This is a genomic window from Legionella maceachernii (genome assembly GCF_900167045.1).
Taxonomy (GTDB): Bacteria; Pseudomonadota; Gammaproteobacteria; order Legionellales; family Legionellaceae; genus Tatlockia; species Tatlockia maceachernii.
Window position 1 is genome coordinate 73,333 of record NZ_FUXJ01000014.1, and the last position, 22,200, is coordinate 95,532.

A 22,200-nucleotide genomic window follows, 5' to 3' on the forward strand; every position below is an offset into this window, starting at 1 on the left:
ATCTTTTTCCTATTACGACAGCAATGAAAAAATTACATTTAATTTTCCTCCTTTGCTTTTCAGTCACTGTGTTCGCAGGCGCTAATATTGATCAGGATGTGCTTAATAACCTGAGAACTGGAAAGCTAAAAAGTGCGACTGACTCTTCTACTTTATCAGTCCTTGTTTTTTTGTACTCTAATGAGAAGAAAAAGGAATTTTTAGAGGATATTAGGCATTTTCCTAATACTAGCTTTCAGGATTTGGGTTTCATGCCCGCTGTAGCGGTGACGTTGCCTGCGAATTTGTACGATTTGAATAGGATTGCTAACCATAAAGCGGTTGCCCAAATTTCGTTCAACAATCCAAGCACGCAAGAGTTGGACGTTAGTGTTCAAGCAATAAAATTGGCTCCTTCTTCGTCCTATCTTGATGTAAATAACTGGTGGGCACATGGATATACAGGGAAAAAAGGGGTGCTCGGATTAATTGATGACGGCGTTGACCCCACCCATCCTGATTTAGCCAACAAGCAATTGATAGTGCGCACAGAGAATGGCTCGCACTATGAGGATTTTATAAATGGAGTAAGAGCACCTCACGGAACAGGTATTGCCTGTATTTATGGCAGTAATAATGAAAAATACAAAGGGGTTGCTTATGAGCTCCCCACCATTATTACAGGTTTGTCTGGTCCCGAAAACTCGGATGCACAAAGCATTATGATGACCATGTCAACCTTAGACTGGATGCTGGAGCGCTCTGAAATTAAACCCACATTGATCAACTACAGTATGGGGAATGGCAGGGTATCTTGTCAGGGCTGCCCTGAATGGAGCGGACTTGCCCGGTTAATTGACTATGTGGTGAATGAGAAAAAAATTCTGTGGGTGAAATCAGCAGGTAACGGAGGATATATAGAACCAACAAAAAATCTTCATTACGCATCCACTTTAACGGTGCCTGGCGATAATTATAATGCACTAACCGTGGCCAATATGAGCCTTAACGTGATCGAAAACAATAGTACGATGAAGACTGCTGATCGAAACCAGCACATCATTCGCTCCACAAGCAGCCGAGGGCCCACCCCCTATGGAAGACGTAAACCAGACTTAACCGCGCCTGGTCATGATACGAGAACGTGCGCTCCCGATGTCCAAATCTATCGCTTTAACTATATCAAGGATATGGATTACCGCGATGGACATCGTTTAATGGGTGGAACAAGTTCTGCTGCGCCGCATGTCGGAGGAGCCGCTTTGTTGCTTCAAGATGCCGGTATTAAAAATCCTATGGCCATCAAAGCGTTATTAATCAATAGCGCTGATGCCTGGACAGATAGCGGGAAATCCGATCATGAGAAACAAGCGCATTTTTCAGTGATGGGTTCTGAGTGGAATAGGACTTATGGTTGGGGTTATATCAATATGCAGGCTGCTTTTGAGCAAAGAAATGATCTCATCGAGGATGAGTTAACGCTAAAAAAACCAGTGCTAGAATATCGAACTGATTTGCAAGTAGGGGAAAAAGTCACTTTGGTCCATGAGCGTCGCGTAGGGTTTTCGGCAGATGGCGCTGCGTGGAAGCTAAGTCATCTTTCTGTGGAAATAATTGACCGTGATACTGAAGAAGTTATTGCGAAAGATGATAGTCCAATTGATACAGTGCATCAGGTCGCCAATTGTGAGCGGTTGGCGGGGGAAAGAAATTGTTCCTCATCAACGAAACCTATTCATGCATTAGTCCGTGTGAAATTACTTAGTTCAACAATAGACGGCAGTGATAGAGAGCCATTTGCTCTGGTTTTGCGAACAAAATAATCAGTATGTCTAATAATTTTCTTTGACGACATGGATGCGTAAAAAATGATATGCTAAAAATAGAAACTCAATTAATTATTTATCAATATGCAGCAATCCAGGAGTCTGTCTCTAATAACCTACAACATTCATAAAGGATTTGGATTAGGTAAGGTTCGCTTTTTATTACCAGAGATGCGTGAGGCTTTATCGGCACTAAATCCTGATTTTGTCTTTCTGCAAGAAGTGCAAGGCGAGCACCGACGCCGGGAAAAGCGAATCAATGCTTGGCCTGATCTTCCTCAATTCGAGTACATTGCGGAAGAAATTTGGCCTCATTTTCTTTATGCAAAAAATGCAATTTATCAATCAGGTCACCATGGCAATGCTATTTTGAGCAAATATGTTTTTGATCGATTTGAAAACATTAATTTGTCTTCCATGAATCGTGCTTCGCGGAGTATCTTGCATGGCCAAATAAAGATAGGGGAGAATCCACAAATCACTGTGCATTTGCTTTGTGTTCATTTAGGTTTATTTAAAGCAGAGCGAATTTCTCAGTGTCAAGCCTTAATGCAGCGCATTTCCGCGGTTGTGCCTGAGCATGAACCTTTACTCATGGCTGGTGATTTTAATGATTGGCGCCATCATTTATCCGATCTTTTGGCAGATGAATTAGGGATAAACGAAGCTTTTTTTATGTTGAAAGGGCGTCATGCTCGTTCCTTTCCTGCCATAAAACCTGCTCTTTGTGTGGATCGAATCTATTATCGCGGAATGGAGGTGGTTGATGTACAGTGTCTACAGGGAAAACCTTGGCGTATGTTGTCGGATCATGTGCCTTTGCTAGCTCGATTTGAATTGTTTCCAGAGCGATGAGCCGAGCGTGGAGAGAGTTCCTTGAATAAGGCTATTGCCAAAAATCAGGAGGGCTCTCGCTTTGCTCGGAATGACAATGAAGGGTATGCAATTACTCCATATCGCTCTTATACTCGCCAAAACAAGCGATGCTGTTTAAGCGGGCTCGTTTGAATAAAGCGTCTTGTGCAGCCTTAATATTAGCCTTTTGACCTTTCCAAGCTTTTAGACAATCTTCTTGCAGTGCACGTCCATAAGAAAAACTTAAATTCCATGGTTGATAGCCTAAACTATTAATGGCATTTAAGTTGATGGTAGCTTGTTCTGGAGTTTGTCCACCTGAAAGGAAATTGATTGTAGGGACTGCTGCAGGAACATGGTTTCGGAACACACTAATGGTGTATTCAGCAATTTCTTCTGGTGAGCTGAAAGGAGTTGCATTTTTACCAGAAGTAATCATGCTGGGCTTTAGAACCATGTGTTCGAGTTCGACTTGATGAATAAATAAGGCATGAAAGAGTTCGTGCAAAACCATTTCGGTTGCTTCAGCGCAATGCTCAATGGAGTGATCGCCATCCATTAATACTTCAGGCTCAACAATAGGAACAATGCCTTCTGACTGACAAGTTGCAGCATAACGGGCCAGCATTTCAGCGCCTGCTTTAATCGCCGTTAAGCTAGGTGTGTAATTTGAAATGGAATAAACATTTCGCCATTTTGCAAATTTTGCGCCTAATTTTTTAAACTGTTGCAAGCGTTCAGTTAACCCATCTAAACCTTGAGTTACTTTTTCATTTTCGGTGTTCACTAAGTTAACTAAACCTTTATCCACTTTAATACCAGGAACAATACCTTTTTTGGCAAAAAGATCAGCAACAGGAGTACCATGTTCATCCTTATGGCTAAACGTTTCTTCAAATAAAATGACGCCATTGATGTATTGTTCTAAATCGGGTGTAGTAGCCAGTAAAATGCGATAATCGCGACGATTTTCTTCGCTATTTTCTAGACCAATGGATTCAAATCGTTTGCCAATGGTGCCCCCGCTTTCATCAGCAGCCAAAATGCCCTTGCCATCTTGCAGCAAGAGCTCCATCGTTGCTGACAATTCATCATAATGCATAGTATTAATCTCCTCATGATTTACATAACGGTTGTACGTGTCTATTTTGCTGGCGAAGAAATGTATTTCTCACGAATAATTTGTTGCATACCAAAGCCATGCTCTTTTAAATAATTAAACGCCTCATCAATCATACCTGGATTTCCGCATAAATAAACGATGTCTTCTTGTGGGTTAAGAGCGAGGTCAGGAAAAGCACTTTGCACATATCCTGAGTATTCGCACTCACCTAATGCCTTATCGGCACGGCTTAAGTGAGCGCGAAAACTGACTTGTGGAAACTCGGCTGCAAATCGCTTAAAGTCCTCACCATAAAGAATGTCACTCTGTTTTTGTACGCCCTGTAGTATCACTACCCGTAAGTCAGGGTTAGTTTGCAGGCGACGTTTTAATTCTTCAATCATGGCACGATAGGGGGTTACACCGGTGCTGGTTGCGACCAAAATATAGCGTTTAGGCCTCTCGTCTTTAAGAATCAAACGGCCAAACGGGCCGGTAATATTGATTTGATCCCCTGATTTTAGATTAAATAATAATTCAGTCCCCGGGCCTCCCTTTACATAGCCTGCTGCAAATTCAATACGACCGTTTTGTGTCGGTATATTGGCAATGCTGTAACTACGCTTAAGCATTTTACCATCACGTTCAAAATGAATGGTAATAAACTGGCCAGGAATATAGGTAAAAGGAGGGGACTCTGGCACCTTGAAAATAAAGTGCTTTACGTAAGAAGAAATCATAAATGCTTCTTCCAAAATGATGGGAAAGGTACTGACTTGCATAATTAAATTACAATATATTTAAGAAAGATTACTAATATAGGGGAAAAATTATGCATTGCAAGAGTATAAAGATAATTGAGTATATAATTAGACTATGAATAGTATTGATATTGTCCAAATGCTCGGCAATTTAAGCCGATCGCTGTTCCCCGTTCAACACCTACTTTCAGGTTTTGCTTATGTCATGGGTATTTTGTGTTTTATGGTAGCATTGGCAAAACTTAAAAAAATCGGCCAATCTGCTGGTCGAGGCTCACAAGAAAAAATTATGGTACCTCTTGCATACATTATCGGAGGTGCAATCCTCATTTTTTTGCCCTCAGGTGTTACTTCTTTAGCAAACACCACGTTTGGCACGGGTAATATTCTTGCCTACACGAATTACAATCCCTATAACATTTATAGTTCCATGGGCTTAATTATTCAAACTGCTGGATTAATTTGGTTTATTCGCGGTTGTGTTTTGCTCGTAGGGGCTAGTCATCCCAATGTAAAGCATGGATCAAAGGGGTTAGCTTTTCTTTTTGCAGGAATATTAGCCATGAATTTTCAGAGTACGGCTGCTTTCTTAAATACGGTCATGGGAGGACTAGAGTCGCTCACAATGACCATCGCAACGAATTTTTAGCTATTCTTCTTCACCACAAATTTTAAGATTATTTGCTTTTGCAAAATCCAAAATCGCTTTATAAACTTGTGGACTTGATTCTTTCAATTTGGGGTCAAGCAAGACGCATTTATATCCTTCGGTATTAACGCTTGGTTGAAGAAGAGGTGAATAATGGATTCGTCTATTTTCAAAGCTTGCTAAAGAGCCACTCATCCGTTCAGCCCAGTCGCTAGGGCGAAATGGCTTCCCTTGGGGAGTGATGCCCTCGATAATAATTTTTTTATCTTTAGAGTCGACCATGATGGATGCAATTTAAAAACAGTATGCCTATTATAGCATCAATTACAGAAACAACAGAAACTCTCCTGCGACAAATCGTGTTTGTATGAAAACAATGAATCATTGACGTGAATTTTTTCTGTATAGCCACATACTGAGACAACGAAACATAGCAGGTCTCTGGACGAGTATGTTAGCATGTATCATTTTTTGATGATCGGGTATTAGTTGTGAATCATAAAGAGAGCCATTCAGGCATTTACTTATTACCGAATCTGTTTACGACAGCCAGTTTATTTGCTGCATTTTATTCAATTGTGGCTTCGCTGAAATCACAATACGAAACGGCTGCTATCGCCATTTTTATTGGGATGATTGCGGATGGATTGGATGGGCGTATTGCACGTTTAACTAACACGCAAACTGCTTTTGGCGGCGAATACGACAGCCTATCCGATATGGTCACTTTTGGTGTGGCTCCTGCCCTGCTGACTTACAGTTGGAATTTACATAAATTGGGTAAAATTGGCTGGCTTGTGGCCTTCATGTATACTGCTGCGGTGGCCTTGCGATTGGCACGGTTTAACACGCAACTTGCTACTGCAGATAAACGCTACTTTCAAGGGCTTGCTTGCCCAACTGCCGCTGCCATTGTCTCTTCCTTCACCTGGGTTTGTTATCAAAACCAACTGGAACATTTTGTTTTTTCCATAGTGACAGCCGTTCTTACTTTTATTGCGGCAGTGCTGATGGTGAGCAACATTCGGTATTACAGTTTTAAAGAAATCGATTTTAAAGGAAAAGTACCTTTTCTCTATCTTTTACTGATGATTATTTTATTTGTAGCCGTTGCGGTGAATCCGTCATTGATTTTATTTTTAGGTGCGATAATTTACGCTTCATCAGGACCTTTGCAAACGTTATATGGTTTGCATCGCATGCGAAAGCAACGGAAGCAACATCCAGAGGAAAAACCTTAAAGGTAAAATAAGGAAAGCTATTTGGAGCACGCTGATTAGATAAGAAATCGGCGCTATCACGATGTATAGCGCTTTACGCGCGATAGCCAAGCTTTTTTTGAAGTCCACGGACAATCCCGCGGTCAGGACGTGGTTAAGCGCGTTGTGTTTTCGTTTATGTTGACTACTCGGGTTCGCCAAAGCGATTATTCACTAATTCCACAATCGCTTGTTCCATTTCAGTCTCATCAGGCCCTTCTATGCATAAAGTCAATTCACAACCTTTATTGGCAGCAAGCATCATTACCCCCATAATGCTTTTGCCATTCACAGTTTGAGAATCTTTTTTGACCTCAATATGACTTTGAAATCGTGATGTCGTCGAAACGAATTTTGCAGAAGCTCGAGCGTGCAATCCTAATTTATTAATGATTTTAATTTTAGTTTCTCTCATAGTGTGCAATCTATCATGTGCTGTAATTTTATACAATGGAAAAAGTAATAAATCGTCACAATTAGTCATGATTTATTTAAAAGTTATTAATTCTACTCACAAAAGTTTTTTTAAATTTATTTTACATCCTTAATGTTTTTTAGGTTTTCTGCAAGATAATTCGTTTCACGCAGGCTTCTAATGTATTTCAGTAGGGGTTTCATGATGTCGTGGAGGAGAAGCAGCAAGAATGGTCCATACTGTTTTTTATGCGGTATTGGCTATTCTCCATTAATAGAGAGCAGATAGTCGTATGTTTATGCGGGTGCGCCTAATTTTTCTTGAGAAACCAGCAGATGATAAAATTCTTCTTGGTTATTCACTTGTCGGCATGCTTCACGGAAGGAAGGGGTGCTGAATTGCTTAACAATTTCTCCTAGTATTTTTAAATGCTGCTCGGTTTGATCTTGAGGAACTAAAAGACCAATCACTAAATCAACGGGTTGCTTATCCGCAGCACCAAAATCAACGGGATTCAATAATCGAATGACACACGCGATCGGTTTCTCAAGGCACGTGGTACGTACATGAGGAATAGTAATGCCTTGCCCAATGGCGGTGCTTCCCAGAGATTCTCTTTTCCAATAAGCTTCGAATAATTCCTCTGGATTAAGATGAGGATGATTTTGACATAGCAGCTGGCTCAATTTGAGTAATACGGCCATTTTGCTTTGTGATACGGCATCAATATAAACAGTGTTTATATTGATAAGCTGACGAAGGGGCATAGCAATTTCTGAGCAAAATAAAGACTGAATTATTTTAACGCTGCTTCAGCTGGCTGGCAAGTAAGAATCGGTTGTGAACCAAGGATAAAGGGCTAGAAGATCACTTCGTAACCCGGTTGTCGCTGCGCGCCAATCGGGTCACATTCTTTCAGGCAACACTGTGAATAAAACTCCTTATTCACGGTGGTTTTGAATTTTTTCCTTATGCTTGATAAGTTGCCTATCTAATTTGTCGATTAAACCATCAATTGACGCATACATATCTTCCGACTCGGAGCGTGCATGCAATTCACCTCTTGCGACATTAATGGATGCTTCAACAATCTGATTCAATTTTTGTACATCGAAAATGACGTGAATAGAAGTAATTTTGTCAAAGTGTTTTTCTAATTTATTCAGCTTATCTTCAGCATAAGATCGCAAAGCAGGGGTGATTTCGATATTATGGCCAGTGAAGTGGATCTGCATAACGTTCTCCTTCGATTAAAATCTAACTACGAATGGTTTTGCGTTCATTGGATGGGGCGATGCCCATTGCTTCGCGGTATTTGGCAACGGTCCGGCGTGCGACTTGAATACCTTGCTCACCAATAAGCTGAGCAATTTTACTGTCGCTCAGTGGTTTTTTCCGATTTTCTGCTGCAATCAATTTTTTAATGACAGCCCGAATAGCCGTTGATGAACATTCTCCGCCACTTATGGTCCCTACGTGACTTGAGAAAAAATATTTTAACTCAAAGACGCCGCGAGGGGTATGCATAAATTTCTGTGTCGTCACGCGAGAAATAGTGGATTCATGCATATCTAAGGCTTGGGCGACGTCATTTAGAATAAGAGGCTTCATGGCTTCCTCACCATGCTCCAAAAAATCCTGTTGATATTCAACAATACATCGAGCAACCTTGAGGAGGGTTTCTTGACGGCTCTGGATGCTTTTCAAAAACCAGCGCGCTTCTTGCAAATTATTTTTTAGAAACTGATTGTCTGCACTATTATCAGCGCGTTGAATAAGCGAAGCATAATGATTATTGATGCTCAAACGAGGCAATGTGCTAGGATTCAAAGAGGCTTGCCAGAGACCATCAATCTTTTTCACCGTAATATCGGGAATAATGTACTCTGTGACTTCTTGCTGAATTAAATTTCCGGGTTTTGGATTTAAGCGCTGAATAATTTGCAGGGCTTTATCCAGATGGGCTTCATCGATTTGATGGTTTTTCATCAATTGCCGATAATTATGCTGACCAAGCAATTCAATGTCATTACGAATAATTTGTTTGGCTAAATCAACATCTGCATTAGTAGGTAACTGGTCTAGCTGTATTAATAAAGTTTCAGCAAGATTGTACGAAGCACAGCCAACAGGATCAAAATGTTGTAAACGATGGCGAACAACTTCAATTTCCTCTAGATCTAAAGGATGAGTTTCACTGTCTAAACTGGCATGCAGCTCAGCTAAAGACAAAGTAAGAAAGCCGTCATCGTCAATTGCGTCAATGATTGAGGTAGCGATAACCCGATCCACATCGCTCATTGGCGTTAAATCAAGTTGCCAGCGCAAATGATCCTGTAAATTGGTCGTTGTGGAATACAAGTTCTCATAATTAATATCAATATCTTCAAAACTTGCTTTTTTACTTGTGTTATAAAGCTGTGACCATTGAAAATCAGTAAATTCATCAAGATTTTGTTTGTTTTCCGCGCGGGGTTCTTCTTTTTCTTCATTAGGGATTATTTCAAGCATGGGATTGGATTCAACAACTTGCTGAATCTCTTGTTGCAAGTCTATAGTGGATAATTGAAGCAGGCGGATAGCTTGTTGTAATTGTGGAGTAAGAGTTAGTTGTTGACTAATGCTCAATTGCAACGACGGTTTCATGCAAATCCTCTTTATTGTTTTTCCTCGCTTTTCTTAAGTTTAACCGATCCGAGGCGATTATCCAGTAGGAATTTAAAGCAATTTGCAAACAGAATGGAGTAATGTTGGCTTCTAAGTGCACCAACCGATAGATGTGAAAAAAATTTGGACGTTTGCAGAGCCATTTCGCTCTTCATACCTAGGTTGGGCCTTGGCCTTTGGCCCAACATTGGACTCTGCTTAAAACACTAACTTCTGTTGGGCCAAGGCCCAACCTGCATTGTATTGCTTAATTTTCAGAGCTATTTAATTTTCTTCTCTTTAAATATAACGTGTTTACGAGCGATAGGATCGTATTTCTTTAACTCTAATTTTTCAGGATTATTCCGAGGATTTTTAGTTGTGGTATAGAAATAACCAGTATCCGCGGTTGATTCCATTTTAACTTTAATAGTAACACCTGCCATAATTTTCCCCTTGAATTAAACCTTTTCGCCTTTAGCTCGGAGCATGTCGAGAACGGCTTTAATTCCTAATTTATCAATAATACGCATGCCTTTAGTGCTTACTTTTAGACATACAAATCGTTTTTCTTCTTCAACCCAAAAGCGGTGCTGTTTGATATTGGGCAGAAAGCGGCGTTTTGTTTTGTTATTGGCGTGCGAAACATTATTGCCTGTAGTTGGTCGCTTGCCAGTAACCTGACATACTCTTGACATGTTGTTACTCCAAAGTATTCGTAGATTTAAGTCAGCTTTGTATAAATCGGGACATCGCGTCTTGTGTTATGCGAAAATTTCCAACACAAGCCAGACAAATCAGCCGGGTGTAAAATACAAGAGCGGTTTTATAGCAAAAAACGTCGAATTATGCAAGATTTTCTCTCATTTTTAAAAATACATGAAAGTGGAAAAGAAATAGGGAAAGTAAGAGGAATACGATATCGATTGGATATATTTTCGACAAATAGCATTTTAATGATCGCAAAATAACTATAAATGAGTATAATCTGCCCAAATAAAACAAAGAGCTGATGCATGCAACGAACAATTAAAAGTTATGTGCTACGAGGTGGGCGGGTGAGTCATCGACAGCAGCTTGCCTTGGAGCACTTGTTACCCACGTACGAGCTATCCGTAGAACAGGGTTTCTGGGACCTCCAATCGATTTTTGGTAGAAAAGCTAAGACTATTGTGGAGGTGGGTTTTGGTATGGGGGCTTCTTTAGTAGCAATGGCACAGCAGCAACCCGAATGCAATTTCATCGGAATCGAGGTTCATAAAGCAGGCATTGGTAGTTTGGTCGCTGATCTATATGAGCAGGCGATAACGAATGTGCGAGTGGTCTCTAAAGATGCCGTGGAAGTATTAAAGCATCATGTACCCGATGAGTCGTTGGCTGGCGTTCAAATTTTTTTTCCTGATCCTTGGCCTAAGAAACGGCATCATAAACGGCGGTTGATCCAAGCCGAATTTGTTGAGTTACTGGTGCGGCGGCTTGAAATGGGTGGTTTTATTCATTGTGCTACCGATTGGCAAGATTATGCTGAGCACATGAAGCTGGTTTTATCTCAGCAACAGCGGCTAATCAATCAACAAACGGATGGTGATTTTTCACCACGACCTATTACTCGACCATTAACTAAATTTGAACAGCGAGGGCAGCGATTAGGCCATGGGGTATGGGATTTAATCTACATTAAAAAGTGAATGAATCTGCAGAATCAATTACTATCTTGCAGGGGGTTCACTCGAATTGCCCCTACTGTAAATTAGAGGAATCCAAGCGATGCGATCATTCTCAGAACTCGAAGAAGCTATAACTGCTGGACTGGAAGGATTTAATTCTTTTATTTCCGAGGAAATGTCAGCAGATGAGCATTTCTTAAGACGTCGATTCTCTTTCAAAAAAAATAAGCAGATTACTGTTTTAAATTATCTTATTTATAAGCATCAGACCGGGTTTGGCAAACCTAAAATGCGAAAGCATATCGAGATGCTTCTGAATAAGGGAGCCGACTTTAACTCGGATTGTTCCATTCATTTATTATTGCGTCTTAAGAAGCTGGAATTATTTTCACTTTTTTTAAGGCCAGACAGTGAACACGTGGAAGCGGAGAGTTTACCTGTCCAATGCATTGATTTTGATGGCACGGATATTGAAGGCCGCACACTGCTATCTCGAGCGATTGATACCGGGGACCCTAAGATTTTGAGTGTCCTCCTTAGAAACAATTTCCGAATTGATATAAATAAACCAAATCGTATTCCTATGGGAGGACAAACTGCAGAAATTCAGCCATTGCATCAAGCAGCGATCAATGATTTTCCGCAGGCAATTTACTACTTACTGGAAAAGGGTGCCATCATCGATAGCCCTTGCGGTGCATTTGACGAAACTCCGCTCTTGTTAGCAGCTCGATTAGGGAAAATTAAGTCATTAGAGGTTTTGCTTACCGCTACTATGAGTAAGAATTGTTTGAATTTAGAAGCAACGAACAATCAATCGGACAGACCCATTGATTTACTTTGTAAACGCTTGGAAGAGAAAAAAAATCCTGAAGAAGCATTATATGGAATAGCCATGCTGCTTTGTCATGGGGCTAAAGTGCCACGCGAAGAGCGGTTCAGGAACCTATTGATAAAGCATCGCTTTGCTTTGATTGATGAAGTAGAAAGATACAAGAATCAGACAGGACATTCGATAGCTAAGTTTGTCAGGGCTTGTCATAATAAAAATAATCCATTACATGACATCATTTACGCGAATACCTGGCTTCATACCATCTGGCGTTATTCTTGCCTGCAGTGGATATGGCACCTATTGGGTTTCCCTTGTGATGAGGCGTTTCGTATTGAAAAGTTAGTGTACGGAGGGCCTGATGCAATAGATCCTCTGAGCACATCAGAGTTTACCCCGCTTGATTCAATTAAAACGAACCGAACAAACCAGACTCACAAGAGCTCTTGTGCAACCAGCGAAAAACCTGCGGAAATCCGCTTAGCTGAAGAGCGTCCTGTCTTTACACAGGAAGAACGAAAATTTTCTGAATTTGTTTGGCGTTATTATCTGACCTGCAGATATTCTAAAGCACCTTGGAGTACCATGTACCGAAAATTAACTTTAGGGGAATGCACCGATATTGAAGAAGTCCGTGAGTATTCAGATAAAACGGTAAACGCTACCACAACAACACGAACGATAATTAATGGGATGGATAAAAAAGGCCCTTCAGTGCATGAGAATTTACTTACCGGCATGAATTTATGAGATTTATTCGGCATACAGTAATTGACATTGACTTGCTTAAACCAAGCATACCCCCTAGAATTCTAGTTTTCGGTGTTTAAGGCGGGAGAGATAAATGGGTTGGAATGAGCCAGATAAAGGCAAAGATCCATGGAGTGGAAAAAATCAGCCACCTGATTTAGATGAAGCGTTAAAACGGTTTCAGGAAAAACTTAAGAAAACTTTTTTTGGTGGTTCAGACCAATCGGATGAAACTCCTCCAAGGAATAAAAGCACCGGCTTATTGGCGGTTATGGCTGCGCTAATTATTTTTATTTTATGGGCTTTGTCTGGAATCTTTATTGTTGATGAAGGGGAACAAGCTGCAATCCTGCGTTTTGGTAAATATGTAGGTACAGTTGGACCGGGACCTCATTGGATTCCGCGAATTATCTCCTCAAAAATTGTTCAGAATGTAGAACGCGTTTCTGATTACTCTTATTCAGCGCAAATGTTAACCAAGGATGAGAATCTTGTTTCAGTCTCTTTAGCGGTACAATATCGCATTGGTGATTTGCAAGCTTATTTATTTAATGTGGCTGACCCTCAAGAAAGTTTGCAACAAGCCACTTCAAGTGCTTTACGCCAAGTGGTGGGGACGACCACACTTGATCAGATCATTACTGAAGGGCGTGAAGCATGGGGTTCCAATGTTCAAGATTCACTAACCCGAATTCTTGAGACCTATAAAACCGGAATTATCATCGTCAACGTGTCACCTCAGCCGGCTCGTGCACCAGAAAATGTTCAAGATGCTTTTGATGATGCAATTAAGGCTCAAGAGGATGAAAAGCGATTTAAGGAACAAGCGTTTGCCTACCAGGCGCGCGTGGTTCCTATCGCAGAAGGAAATGCAAAACGAATTATCGAAGAGGCGCAGGCTTTTGCTCAACAAGTGGTACTTCGCGCCAAAGGGGAGGTCGCGGAATTCTTAGCCTTATTGCCACAATATGTGCAATCTCCCGCTGTCACCTCGCAACGGATGTATTTAGAGATGATGCAACAGGTCTTAAGTAAGACGTCTAAAGTCATTGTTGACAATAAAGCTAATAATCTTTTGTACTTACCACTGGATAAGCTGGCAAATACTGATCATTTATTACCTAAAGCAGCTTTGGCGGGGACAGCAACAGCTAGTCCTAAGCCTATCGAAAATTCTGAAAGCGAGAGTTTGGCAGTGAGTAGTCGGGATATTGCTCGACGAACCTATAGCAGTGGCCCAGGGGGAAATTAGTACATGAAGGCGACAAAAACAATTTTAGGGATCCTGGTATTTATCATTCTCATGGTAGTTTTAGCCAGTGTATTTACTATCACTCAAGGGCAGCACGGTATCTTGCTGCGTTTAGGTCGTTTGGTAAATGATAAGGACGGTAATCCTTTAATATTGGGGCCGGGGTTACACATCAAAACCCCTTTTATCGAAAATGTTCGTGTTTTTGATACCCGCATTCTGACGATGGATATTAAATCTTCTCGTATCGTGACCAAAGAGAAAAAAGATGTCATCGTGGATTACTATGTGAAATGGCGCATTGAAAATTTAGCACGTTATTACAAAGCCACAGGGGGAAATGAGCTTAAAGCGGAAACATTGCTCGAACAGCAATTAAACACCTCTTTACGGGCTGAATTTGGTAAGCGCACCATCTCTGAAATGGTTTCGGGCGGACGAGATGATGTGATGGAATCCTTGCGTCCCAAGGCGGAAAAACGGGCTGCGGGATTGGGTATTGACGTGGTGGATGTGCGCATTAAAGGAATCGAGTTACCAGAAAATACGAGCAATGCGATTTACCAACGGATGCGGGCTGATATGCAGAAAATTGCTAATCGTCATCGAGCCGATGGTAATGCTGCAGCAGAAGCGATTAAAGCGGCTGCTGATGCACAAGTCACTATTATTTTAGCTAAAGCACAAAGTGAAGGACAAATGTTGCGCGCCCGTGGCCAAGCAGAAGCTGCAGCTGTTTATTCTGAATCCTTTAATAAAAATAAAGATTTCTTTGGTTTTTACCGTAGCCTGAAAGCTTATGAAAATAGTTTCAATGATAAACAAGATTTATTTGTGCTCGATCAAAGCTCTGCCTTTTTTAATTATTTTAAAGGGGCTTTGAGTGGTTCGGCTATGAATGTTAAAACTTCGACGTCGTCTGGGGCGAAAAGTTAATCAAGCAGAAATGAGATGGTGAGTCTTCTATTGGAGAGAGTGGGTTTTCTCGTGTTACCAAATTTGCGTTTTCTCCTAAAAACAGTAGAAATATTAATAGACCCTCATTATAATTACTGATTTTGCTGAAATCGGGTTAAGCATGCTTAACCCTTTTTTATTGGAGTTTCTTGAGTCTATGATCGTTAATTTTCTCTCAGCAATTGCATTAGTATTCGTGTTCGAGGGATTAATGCCTTTTAGCTCTCCTAAAAGCGCGAAAAGGTTATTACGCAAAATTATTGAGCAGGATGAGAAGGTAATGCGTATAAGCGGTTTTTTCAGCATGCTAGCGGGAGTAATTTTACTCGCCGTTGTTCATCAATTTGCAGAGTAAGAGTCGATTATTATGGGTAAAAATGTTGTTGTAATTGGTACACAGTGGGGTGATGAGGGCAAAGGTAAAATTGTCGATCTTTTAATGCAGGATGCCCAAGTTGTTGTACGCTACCAAGGTGGACATAATGCAGGGCATACTCTGAAAATTAAAGGCGAAAAAACAGTGTTACGTCTTATCCCTTCCGGAATGTTGCGTCCTCATGTCCAATGCTATATTGGCAATGGCGTTGTTCTTTCGCCGCAAGCATTGCTTGAGGAAATTAATGAGTTGGAAAATAAAGGGATTAATGTGCGTAGCCGCTTGCACATTAGTCAGGCTTGCCCTCTAATCTTGTCTTGTCATGTAGCTCTGGATAAGGCACGTGAAAATCATAAAGGAAGCGTCGCAATTGGAACTACAGGTCGGGGAATTGGTCCTGCTTATGAAGATAAAGTGGCTAGAAGAGCGCTTAAAGCGGGGGATCTCTTCCATCCGCAACGCTTTGAAGCAAAATTAACCGATTTGCTGGACTATCATAATTTTGTACTGAAAAATTACTACAATCAGCCAGAAATCGCCCTTCAACCCTTATTGGATGAAGCGCAAGTTTGGGCAGATGCTTTGCGTGATATGGTTTGTGATGTAACAACCCGACTGCATGAGCATCGAGAAAAAGGAGATGCGCTATTATTTGAAGGAGCCCAAGGAGTACATCTCGATATTGATCACGGCACTTATCCTTTTGTTACTTCATCAAACACCTGTGTGGGTAGTGTGATTAACGGTGCGGGCTTTGGCCCTAAATACCTTGATTATATCTTGGGAATTACTAAAGCTTATACCACTCGTGTAGGTGGAGGGCCTTTTCCGACCGAACTTCATGACGACATTGGCCAAGGATTAGCTACGCGGGGCAATGAGTTTGGAGCAGTGACTGGTCGTCCGCGTCGTTGTGGGTGGTTTGATGCGGTATTATTGCGACGCTCCATCGAACTGAACAGCATCACCGGATTATGTATGACTAAGCTGGATGTATTGGATGGCATAGAAACCATAAAAATTGCGGTTGCTTATCGAGATGCGGATGGACAATTGTTAACTCGCCCACCACAGGCCGCGGAAGATTTTACAAGTCTGGAACCGGTTTATGAGGAAATGCCAGGCTGGTCGGAATCCACAGCCGATATCACTGACCTCAAGCAATTACCTGCTAATGCATTGGCTTACATTAAACGTATAGAGGCTTTATTAGAGGTCCCAATTGATATGTTATCGACAGGACCTGAGCGTGATTCGACTATCGTTCTGCGCGATCCATTCGCTGTTTGATGACCACTGTGATGAGTAACTAGTTATCCTAAGATCCCCGTCTTCACGGGGGAAGGATGGGAATACTAATGTTGGCTTTTTTGCTCGTTAAAAATTAAGGGCACAGCTCACGATGACAATGGACGATGAAGAGAAATTTTTGATAAGCCTAACCCCAAGTTATGCATAATTTTTTTCAAAGTCCATCAGTTTTTTCTCAAGGTTGCGTTGCAAACGTGCTTTTTCACTGTGTTTTATAAAGTTTAAACAACTCTGGCTATTCAAGTCTCGACACGCCTGGACTGGAATGGCCTGTGAGGCTTCAGCCCATAAACTTTGACCAGGTAAAAAGCTGTAGGTTATTGCATTGCGACTGATTGTTTTCAAAGTGGGATAATCTAAATTGTGGTGTAGGACGGCTTCCACGTATTGCTGGGTAAGATCGGTACGCAGGATCCCTTCATCATCAGTGGACAAGACAACAGGCACTTGATGTTTAAGATAATCGTTTAAGGGATGATGAATTCCTGAGACATGAAGCAATTTTTTATTACTGATTAAATTAATTTCAACGGCTGTTTTCCTTTGAGCCATGATTCGGAATAATTTTTCTGCTTCATCCTCGAACGCGATATCAACCCCATGGCCTATTCGCTCAGCGTGCCCTGTCATGATGGCCTCATGAATGTGAAAACGTAAATTTTCAGGAACGACATCGGTAGGTGATAACTCTCCAGCATGCAAAGTGATATGGACTTGCGGGTAAGCCTTATGCAAAAAGCCGAACACTTGCATTTGTTGACGGTAATCACGAAGCGAGATAATGCCATCTTCTGCTTGCACCAAATTCACCGCTACAATATCTTGCGAGCGGGCTGCCGCTGCGAATCCATTTAAGGCTTGAGCAAAAACTTTTTCCAGAGGTTGCTCCCGTAAAACATAATATTGAAATTTAACCGTCAGTTGACAAACGTCTTGATTAGATTTTTCATCGCAACCTAAATGTTGTCGAGCTTGTTTTAAAATCCGAGCAGCTTCATCAATGGTGTATCGAATATTTTCAACAAAATCAGCCTGTTGTAGTAATTGCTGTTGCACGTGCGCAAATTGATTGAAAGCAATATGGGGCGGTGCAAATGTGGTTGATTTCGCGTTATCGGGTAGCACTATAATTTCCAGATAAAGTTCATGTTGACTCGCCGCACGTTGCATTATTTCCGCGAGCAGTTGGGGTCTATAGTCGGCGACAATGGGCAGGAACTTATAGAAACTAGCAAAAAAATGATCATGGCTGGTTTCATCTCGGCTAGGCCTAAAATCTTTTAAAGACCAGGCGCGAATGGTTTGTGCATAAAGGGCAGGATGTTTGATTAGTTCTTTTCCGCTAATTCCTAAACAACGTTCAACGGTTTTACTCATAGATAATGTTTCCTTGTCGAGACAATAGTCCCCTTGTGCGGCGAGTGCAAGCATCGTTTCCGGGTAAGCACCGCCTGCCAAATGATAATGTAATTCGCCACCTTTAGGCATGTTTTTTAGGAATGCGTATAAGGCATTGGGATTTGTTTTAATACCATTGAAATAATCATTAGCTGATGCATTTGCAAATGAACAATAAATGAGTGGTGCAAGCAAACAGCTTATTTTAAATAGATTCATAAAAATACAATAAGATTTCTTTGATAGCAATTATCTCATAAATAAAACAGAGCAACAAATTAAAAAGATCCCAAGAAAATAATGATAGTTATAGCCCATTAAATTCATTAATTCCCCAGAGAACATTTTCTTAGAAAAATGAGTCAATCTGTTGATATTTCCCATGAATATTTACATAAGGATGATATTTAATGGACTACCGAATGAAGAAACCAATCATTACGTCATGTCTCAGTTTGATGCTAAGCTTGAGAAACAACTTAATTCTTGTGGCATATACATTGTGGCATATACATTATCCGAACAGAGCTGATAATAAAATGTTTCTCTATTTGGAAACTCATCAACAATAAATGAGCGTTAGTTTTTCATTAAGGCACTCTATTACAAGATTAAGATATTGAACTCCTATTAGACAAAAGGATGTAAAAATGATTATTGCTGAAAAAACCATTGAACGAATAATAATAGAACTCGGCAATGAACAAAAAGCTCCATTTTTGGAACGCTGTGTGAGAGTGGTTGCATCTCGATGGAATAAAGCTGATGGCCTTGAATCTGAATTTGAAGCGTTTTGCTTAAAGCATTATGTTGCCGATACGGCATTGAAAGAGGTGTTGCTGCACAAGGTATTAGAGAAGATAGAAAAGATGAATGGATTGTCCTTATCGATTTACTGGTCTAATGCCTGGTCAGTTATGATGCAAACAGGGGATATTGAACCGGTTGACAGCCTTTTTGCAGAAATTGACCCGAGTGCGCACTTATTGGATGATTTTTATAAAAGTAAACTCGCATTTTTTATTTTATTGAACTTTCCATTACTAACGTATCATGAAAAGCAAAAATTAACTGTACATCCAAGCGATCGGTTGCAATTGGCAATGAGTCGTCTTGCTGAATTATATCAGTTTAGAATCCCATTTAATGTCAGTAAAAAACTATCAAGTGCTGTTAGTGAAACATACCAATATTTAAGCTACGTTAAGTTTGATTTGAATCGAGTATTCACTTCAGATAAGGAACCATTCATCCCGCATACGATGCAGGTTGATTGTCATTGGGGGCTTCGCGACCAAATCAATCTTCAGTATCACCATAAAAATAGTCTATCTTCGCAAAAGACGTTAGCGAAAATATGGGAACGAGCAATACTCGAAGAGGTTCCTGTGGGTTATTATGAAAATAAAGAAATGCGTTGGGAGCCTGAGACAAACCAACTCTTTGAGCATGATAAGAATAAGCCCATAAGCAGCGAATTATTTCATCAAGGCCGTTATGATCTTTTGAAACGATTATTTGAAGCGAAAAATGCTGAAGATGTTTATAGTCCAGAATTACCCAATTTTATTCAACGTACCTTTGAAATGAGTCGCGAATTCAGCGAACAAGATTGTCGGAAACAAGTGATCGCTTTTTTGGAGAATCCACTATTACCACAGTGTGCCGAAAAATTAAAAAAAATATTAAATCGCGACCTGTGTGCATTTGACGTGATATTTAACCAATTTGGACTATTGAATCAAGATCACGTGGGAGAGTATGATGCGATCGTTGCTCAAAAATATCCTGAATTATCTAATTTTCAACACGCGATTCCTGATATCTTAGTCCGTTTAGGATTTGAGCAAACGCTCGCGCAATCCATTGCGAAACAAATTCATGTTGTACAATGCCGTTCTGGTGGATTTGCCTCTTTTCCTAAAATGAGAGGCGGAGAATATATTCTTACGGTTTCAGCGCATGATGAAAAAATGGATTACATGGCATTTGTAACCGCCATGCATGAGTTGGGGCACTGTGTTGAGCGTTATCTTTCTTCAGAATTCATTGACTATTACACCTTGGGAGAAGTACCTGGCGATGCATTTACCGAAGCATTTGCTTTCTTATTTGATGAAAAATGTCTCGAATTACTCGATATTGAAGGAAAAAGTGATGAACACGATCGAACTAAAATTTTAAATTTATTTTGGACGGCTTATCTCAATTGCGGCCTGGCTTTGGTCGATATGGAATGTTGGCGTTGGATGTATGCTCATCCTGGATTTTCAGTTAACGAATTAAAAGCAGCCGTTATTAAGATTGCTCGCGACACATGGAATCAGTATTACGCCCCGATTTTTAGTGAGAAAGACAGTGTTATTCTGGCAGGTTATAGCCCGATGTTTATTAATCCGTTATACATGCCAGAGTACGCGATGGCAATATTCATTCAAACACAACTGACTCATTACTTGAAAGATAAAGTACTTGGGCAGGAAATGCCAAGAATGTGTGGTATTGGAAAATTGACGCCAGATGCATGGATGATGAATGCAGTGGGATCACCCATATCCAGTCATGTTTTGTTAATATTAACGGAATCCGTTTTATAGAAATAATAGTACGAGGGAGTCAAGATACATAGGAACTGCAGAGTACTTGATCCTTCATCAATAATAACCAGACTTATCCAAGCGGAATTAAAAATTTATTATTTAAATAATAAGTTTAAATAAGTCGTGATTATATTTGTAGGAAAAAAATCACCATATGGCTTAAAGCCATATGGTGAAACAGTATGCACAAGTGGATTAATGGTTAGCAGCAACTGCTAAGCCTTTTAGGATAGTCAGAGCAGCATACAATTGATAATCTTCATGCAATAAATCTTGATCATCTTTATTGGAATTTTTGGTTGCTGCTTGTTCAGCGCTGTTCATTAGATGACCATTCAAATCGGCCTCGCTAAAACCTGCAAAACTGTCTTTTTTAGGATCAACTTTGGGTACCTCGATTTCCTCCACGACGATATCCGGAGTAATTCCTTTTGCCTGGATTGAAGTGCCGGAGGGCGTATAATACAGGGCAGTTGTAAGTTTAATTCCACGTTTATCATCAAGGGGTAGAACCGTTTGCACTGAACCTTTGCCAAAACTTTGAGTGCCTAAAATAACGGCTCGTTTGTTATCTTTCAGCGCACCTGCCACGATTTCAGACGCAGAGGCGGAGCCATTATTAATCAACACTACCATGGGTGCATTATTTAAAATATCCTTGGTATTTGTTGATAGCGCAGTAAATTTAGATCCAGGTAGACGTCCTTGAGTATAAACAATCATTTCAGGTTTGCCGTTTTTATCACTTGCAAGAAACGCATCGGAAACTTGAATGGCTGAATCCAAAAGTCCACCGGGGTTATTACGTAAATCAAGAATGAGCCCTTTTAATTGGCCACCCGATTGCTGTTTCAATTGCGCAATCGCCTTCTCCATGTCTTGACCAGTCATTGCTTGGAATTGAGTCAGACGGACATAGCCATAGCCATCATCAAGAAGCTTACTCTTAACACTTTTGATCATGATTTTTTCACGGATTAAGGAAAATGTAAGTGGTTTATTTTCGCCTTTACGTAAAATAGTTAAATCAAGTGTGGTTCCCTCTTTTCCTCGCATCAAATCAACGGCTTCTTTTAAACTAATGCCTTGTACCGATTTAGAGCCCAATTTGATGATGTAATCGCCTGCTTTGATACCTGCTTTGAACGCAGGAGTATCGACGAGGGGAGTAACGACTTTGACGACACCATCTTCCATCGTCACTTCAATACCAAGCCCGCCAAATTCACCACTGGTTGAAGTTTGCAACTCCTTAAAGGCATCTTCATCAAGATAGGTAGAATGGGGGTCTAATCCATTGAGCATTCCGCGAATTGCATTATCAAATAATTCTTTATCATCCACAGGCTTAACATAATATTTTTTAATTTCACCAATCGCATTAGAAAAACGCTGCACGTCTTCCATAGGAATTTGTTTTGTCCCGCTGGTTTGTTCGCCTTCTGAAAATACTTGCGCCGGAAAAATTAAGGCTGTGGTAACAAGCGTCGCCATGGCGCCAAAATAAAACCGTCTCTTGTGCATACTGTTCTCCTTGGTAAGTTAGGCTCGCGAGCTTAAGCGAA

Annotated in this window: 22 protein-coding genes; 11 read left to right on the forward strand and 11 right to left on the reverse strand. The window is 40.6% G+C overall.

What is annotated here, in order from left to right:
• Positions 1-23: 23 nt before the first annotated feature.
• Both B5D33_RS12290 and B5D33_RS12295 read left to right on the forward strand, forming a co-directional pair.
• A complete protein-coding gene (locus B5D33_RS12290) occupies positions 24-1,802 on the forward strand; it encodes a S8 family serine peptidase (RefSeq protein ID WP_058453533.1) in 1,779 nt (592 codons plus the stop codon).
• An 87-nt stretch (positions 1,803-1,889) separates the two neighbouring features.
• Positions 1,890-2,660 carry an endonuclease/exonuclease/phosphatase family protein gene (locus tag B5D33_RS12295; RefSeq protein ID WP_058453534.1) on the forward strand — a complete coding sequence of 257 codons (771 nt, stop codon included), beginning with the start codon at positions 1,890-1,892 and terminating at the stop codon, positions 2,658-2,660.
• Positions 2,661-2,751: 91 nt separating this feature from the next.
• Here the strand turns inward: B5D33_RS12295 and B5D33_RS12300 are convergent, their stop codons facing one another.
• Both B5D33_RS12300 and B5D33_RS12305 read right to left on the reverse strand, forming a co-directional pair.
• Positions 2,752-3,762: a class I fructose-bisphosphate aldolase gene (locus B5D33_RS12300; RefSeq protein ID WP_058453535.1), complete on the reverse strand. Its 1,011-nt coding sequence runs from the start codon at positions 3,760-3,762 to the stop codon at positions 2,752-2,754.
• Between the two features lie 41 nt (positions 3,763-3,803).
• Entirely contained in the window at positions 3,804-4,544 is a 741-nt protein-coding gene (locus B5D33_RS12305) for a ferredoxin--NADP reductase (RefSeq protein ID WP_058453536.1), read from the reverse strand.
• A gap of 94 nt (positions 4,545-4,638) precedes the next feature.
• On the opposite strand from B5D33_RS12305, the gene B5D33_RS12310 reads away from it, so the two are divergent.
• Positions 4,639-5,172 (forward strand): hypothetical protein, encoded by a 534-nt coding sequence (locus B5D33_RS12310; RefSeq protein ID WP_058453537.1) that lies wholly within the window; start codon positions 4,639-4,641, stop codon positions 5,170-5,172.
• Here B5D33_RS12310 and B5D33_RS12315 read toward each other — a convergent pair whose 3' ends face one another.
• Entirely contained in the window at positions 5,173-5,454 is a 282-nt protein-coding gene (locus tag B5D33_RS12315) for a DUF3579 domain-containing protein (RefSeq protein WP_058453538.1), read from the reverse strand.
• Positions 5,455-5,663: 209 nt separating this feature from the next.
• On the opposite strand from B5D33_RS12315, the gene pssA reads away from it, so the two are divergent.
• Positions 5,664-6,413, forward strand: coding sequence for a CDP-diacylglycerol--serine O-phosphatidyltransferase (gene pssA, locus B5D33_RS12320; protein ID WP_058453539.1), 750 nt, complete (start codon positions 5,664-5,666; stop codon positions 6,411-6,413).
• Positions 6,414-6,576: 163 nt separating this feature from the next.
• Here pssA and B5D33_RS12325 read toward each other — a convergent pair whose 3' ends face one another.
• The 6 genes from B5D33_RS12325 to rpmB form a co-directional block, all read right to left on the reverse strand.
• Positions 6,577-6,846, reverse strand: coding sequence for an HPr family phosphocarrier protein (locus B5D33_RS12325; RefSeq protein WP_058453540.1), 270 nt, complete (start codon positions 6,844-6,846; stop codon positions 6,577-6,579).
• 296 nt (positions 6,847-7,142) lie between these two features.
• Positions 7,143-7,613 carry a PTS sugar transporter subunit IIA gene (locus B5D33_RS12330; RefSeq protein ID WP_058453541.1) on the reverse strand — a complete coding sequence of 157 codons (471 nt, stop codon included), beginning with the start codon at positions 7,611-7,613 and terminating at the stop codon, positions 7,143-7,145.
• A gap of 174 nt (positions 7,614-7,787) precedes the next feature.
• Positions 7,788-8,081, reverse strand: coding sequence for a ribosome hibernation-promoting factor, HPF/YfiA family (hpf, locus tag B5D33_RS12335; RefSeq protein ID WP_058453542.1), 294 nt, complete (start codon positions 8,079-8,081; stop codon positions 7,788-7,790).
• A gap of 22 nt (positions 8,082-8,103) precedes the next feature.
• A complete protein-coding gene (locus B5D33_RS12340; protein WP_058453543.1) occupies positions 8,104-9,492 on the reverse strand; it encodes an RNA polymerase factor sigma-54 in 1,389 nt (462 codons plus the stop codon).
• A 281-nt stretch (positions 9,493-9,773) separates the two neighbouring features.
• The gene (rpmG, locus tag B5D33_RS12350; protein WP_058453545.1) at positions 9,774-9,938 is read right to left on the reverse strand and encodes a 50S ribosomal protein L33; all 165 of its coding nucleotides are present in this window, start codon (positions 9,936-9,938) and stop codon (positions 9,774-9,776) included.
• 15 nt (positions 9,939-9,953) lie between these two features.
• The gene (gene rpmB, locus B5D33_RS12355) at positions 9,954-10,190 is read right to left on the reverse strand and encodes a 50S ribosomal protein L28 (protein WP_058453546.1); all 237 of its coding nucleotides are present in this window, start codon (positions 10,188-10,190) and stop codon (positions 9,954-9,956) included.
• A gap of 318 nt (positions 10,191-10,508) precedes the next feature.
• Here rpmB and trmB point away from each other — a divergent pair, with 318 nt between their 5' ends.
• From trmB to B5D33_RS12385, 6 genes are all read left to right on the forward strand, one after another.
• Positions 10,509-11,180 carry a tRNA (guanosine(46)-N7)-methyltransferase TrmB gene (trmB, locus tag B5D33_RS12360; protein WP_058453547.1) on the forward strand — a complete coding sequence of 224 codons (672 nt, stop codon included), beginning with the start codon at positions 10,509-10,511 and terminating at the stop codon, positions 11,178-11,180.
• A 79-nt stretch (positions 11,181-11,259) separates the two neighbouring features.
• A complete protein-coding gene (ankC, locus tag B5D33_RS12365; protein WP_058453548.1) occupies positions 11,260-12,741 on the forward strand; it encodes a Dot/Icm T4SS effector AnkC/LegA12 in 1,482 nt (493 codons plus the stop codon).
• A gap of 94 nt (positions 12,742-12,835) precedes the next feature.
• Positions 12,836-13,993 (forward strand): FtsH protease activity modulator HflK, encoded by a 1,158-nt coding sequence (hflK, locus tag B5D33_RS12370; protein WP_058453549.1) that lies wholly within the window; start codon positions 12,836-12,838, stop codon positions 13,991-13,993.
• Positions 13,994-13,996: 3 nt separating this feature from the next.
• Positions 13,997-14,929 (forward strand): protease modulator HflC, encoded by a 933-nt coding sequence (hflC, locus tag B5D33_RS12375; RefSeq protein WP_058453550.1) that lies wholly within the window; start codon positions 13,997-13,999, stop codon positions 14,927-14,929.
• Between the two features lie 178 nt (positions 14,930-15,107).
• On the forward strand, positions 15,108-15,305 hold the full coding sequence (locus B5D33_RS12380; RefSeq protein WP_058453811.1) for a DUF2065 domain-containing protein: 198 nt from the start codon (positions 15,108-15,110) through the stop codon (positions 15,303-15,305).
• Positions 15,306-15,317: 12 nt separating this feature from the next.
• Positions 15,318-16,616: an adenylosuccinate synthase gene (locus B5D33_RS12385; RefSeq protein WP_058453551.1), complete on the forward strand. Its 1,299-nt coding sequence runs from the start codon at positions 15,318-15,320 to the stop codon at positions 16,614-16,616.
• A 159-nt stretch (positions 16,617-16,775) separates the two neighbouring features.
• Here B5D33_RS12385 and B5D33_RS12390 read toward each other — a convergent pair whose 3' ends face one another.
• Complete coding sequence (locus B5D33_RS12390) at positions 16,776-18,254, reverse strand: adenosine deaminase family protein (RefSeq protein WP_058453552.1); 1,479 nt, start codon at positions 18,252-18,254, stop codon at positions 16,776-16,778.
• A 431-nt stretch (positions 18,255-18,685) separates the two neighbouring features.
• Here B5D33_RS12390 and B5D33_RS12395 point away from each other — a divergent pair, with 431 nt between their 5' ends.
• Positions 18,686-20,632, forward strand: a complete 1,947-nt coding sequence (locus tag B5D33_RS12395; protein WP_058453553.1) for a hypothetical protein — start codon at positions 18,686-18,688, stop codon at positions 20,630-20,632.
• 198 nt (positions 20,633-20,830) lie between these two features.
• Here the strand turns inward: B5D33_RS12395 and B5D33_RS12400 are convergent, their stop codons facing one another.
• Positions 20,831-22,159, reverse strand: coding sequence for a S41 family peptidase (locus B5D33_RS12400; RefSeq protein WP_078767445.1), 1,329 nt, complete (start codon positions 22,157-22,159; stop codon positions 20,831-20,833).
• Between the last annotated feature and the right edge of the window lie 41 nt (positions 22,160-22,200).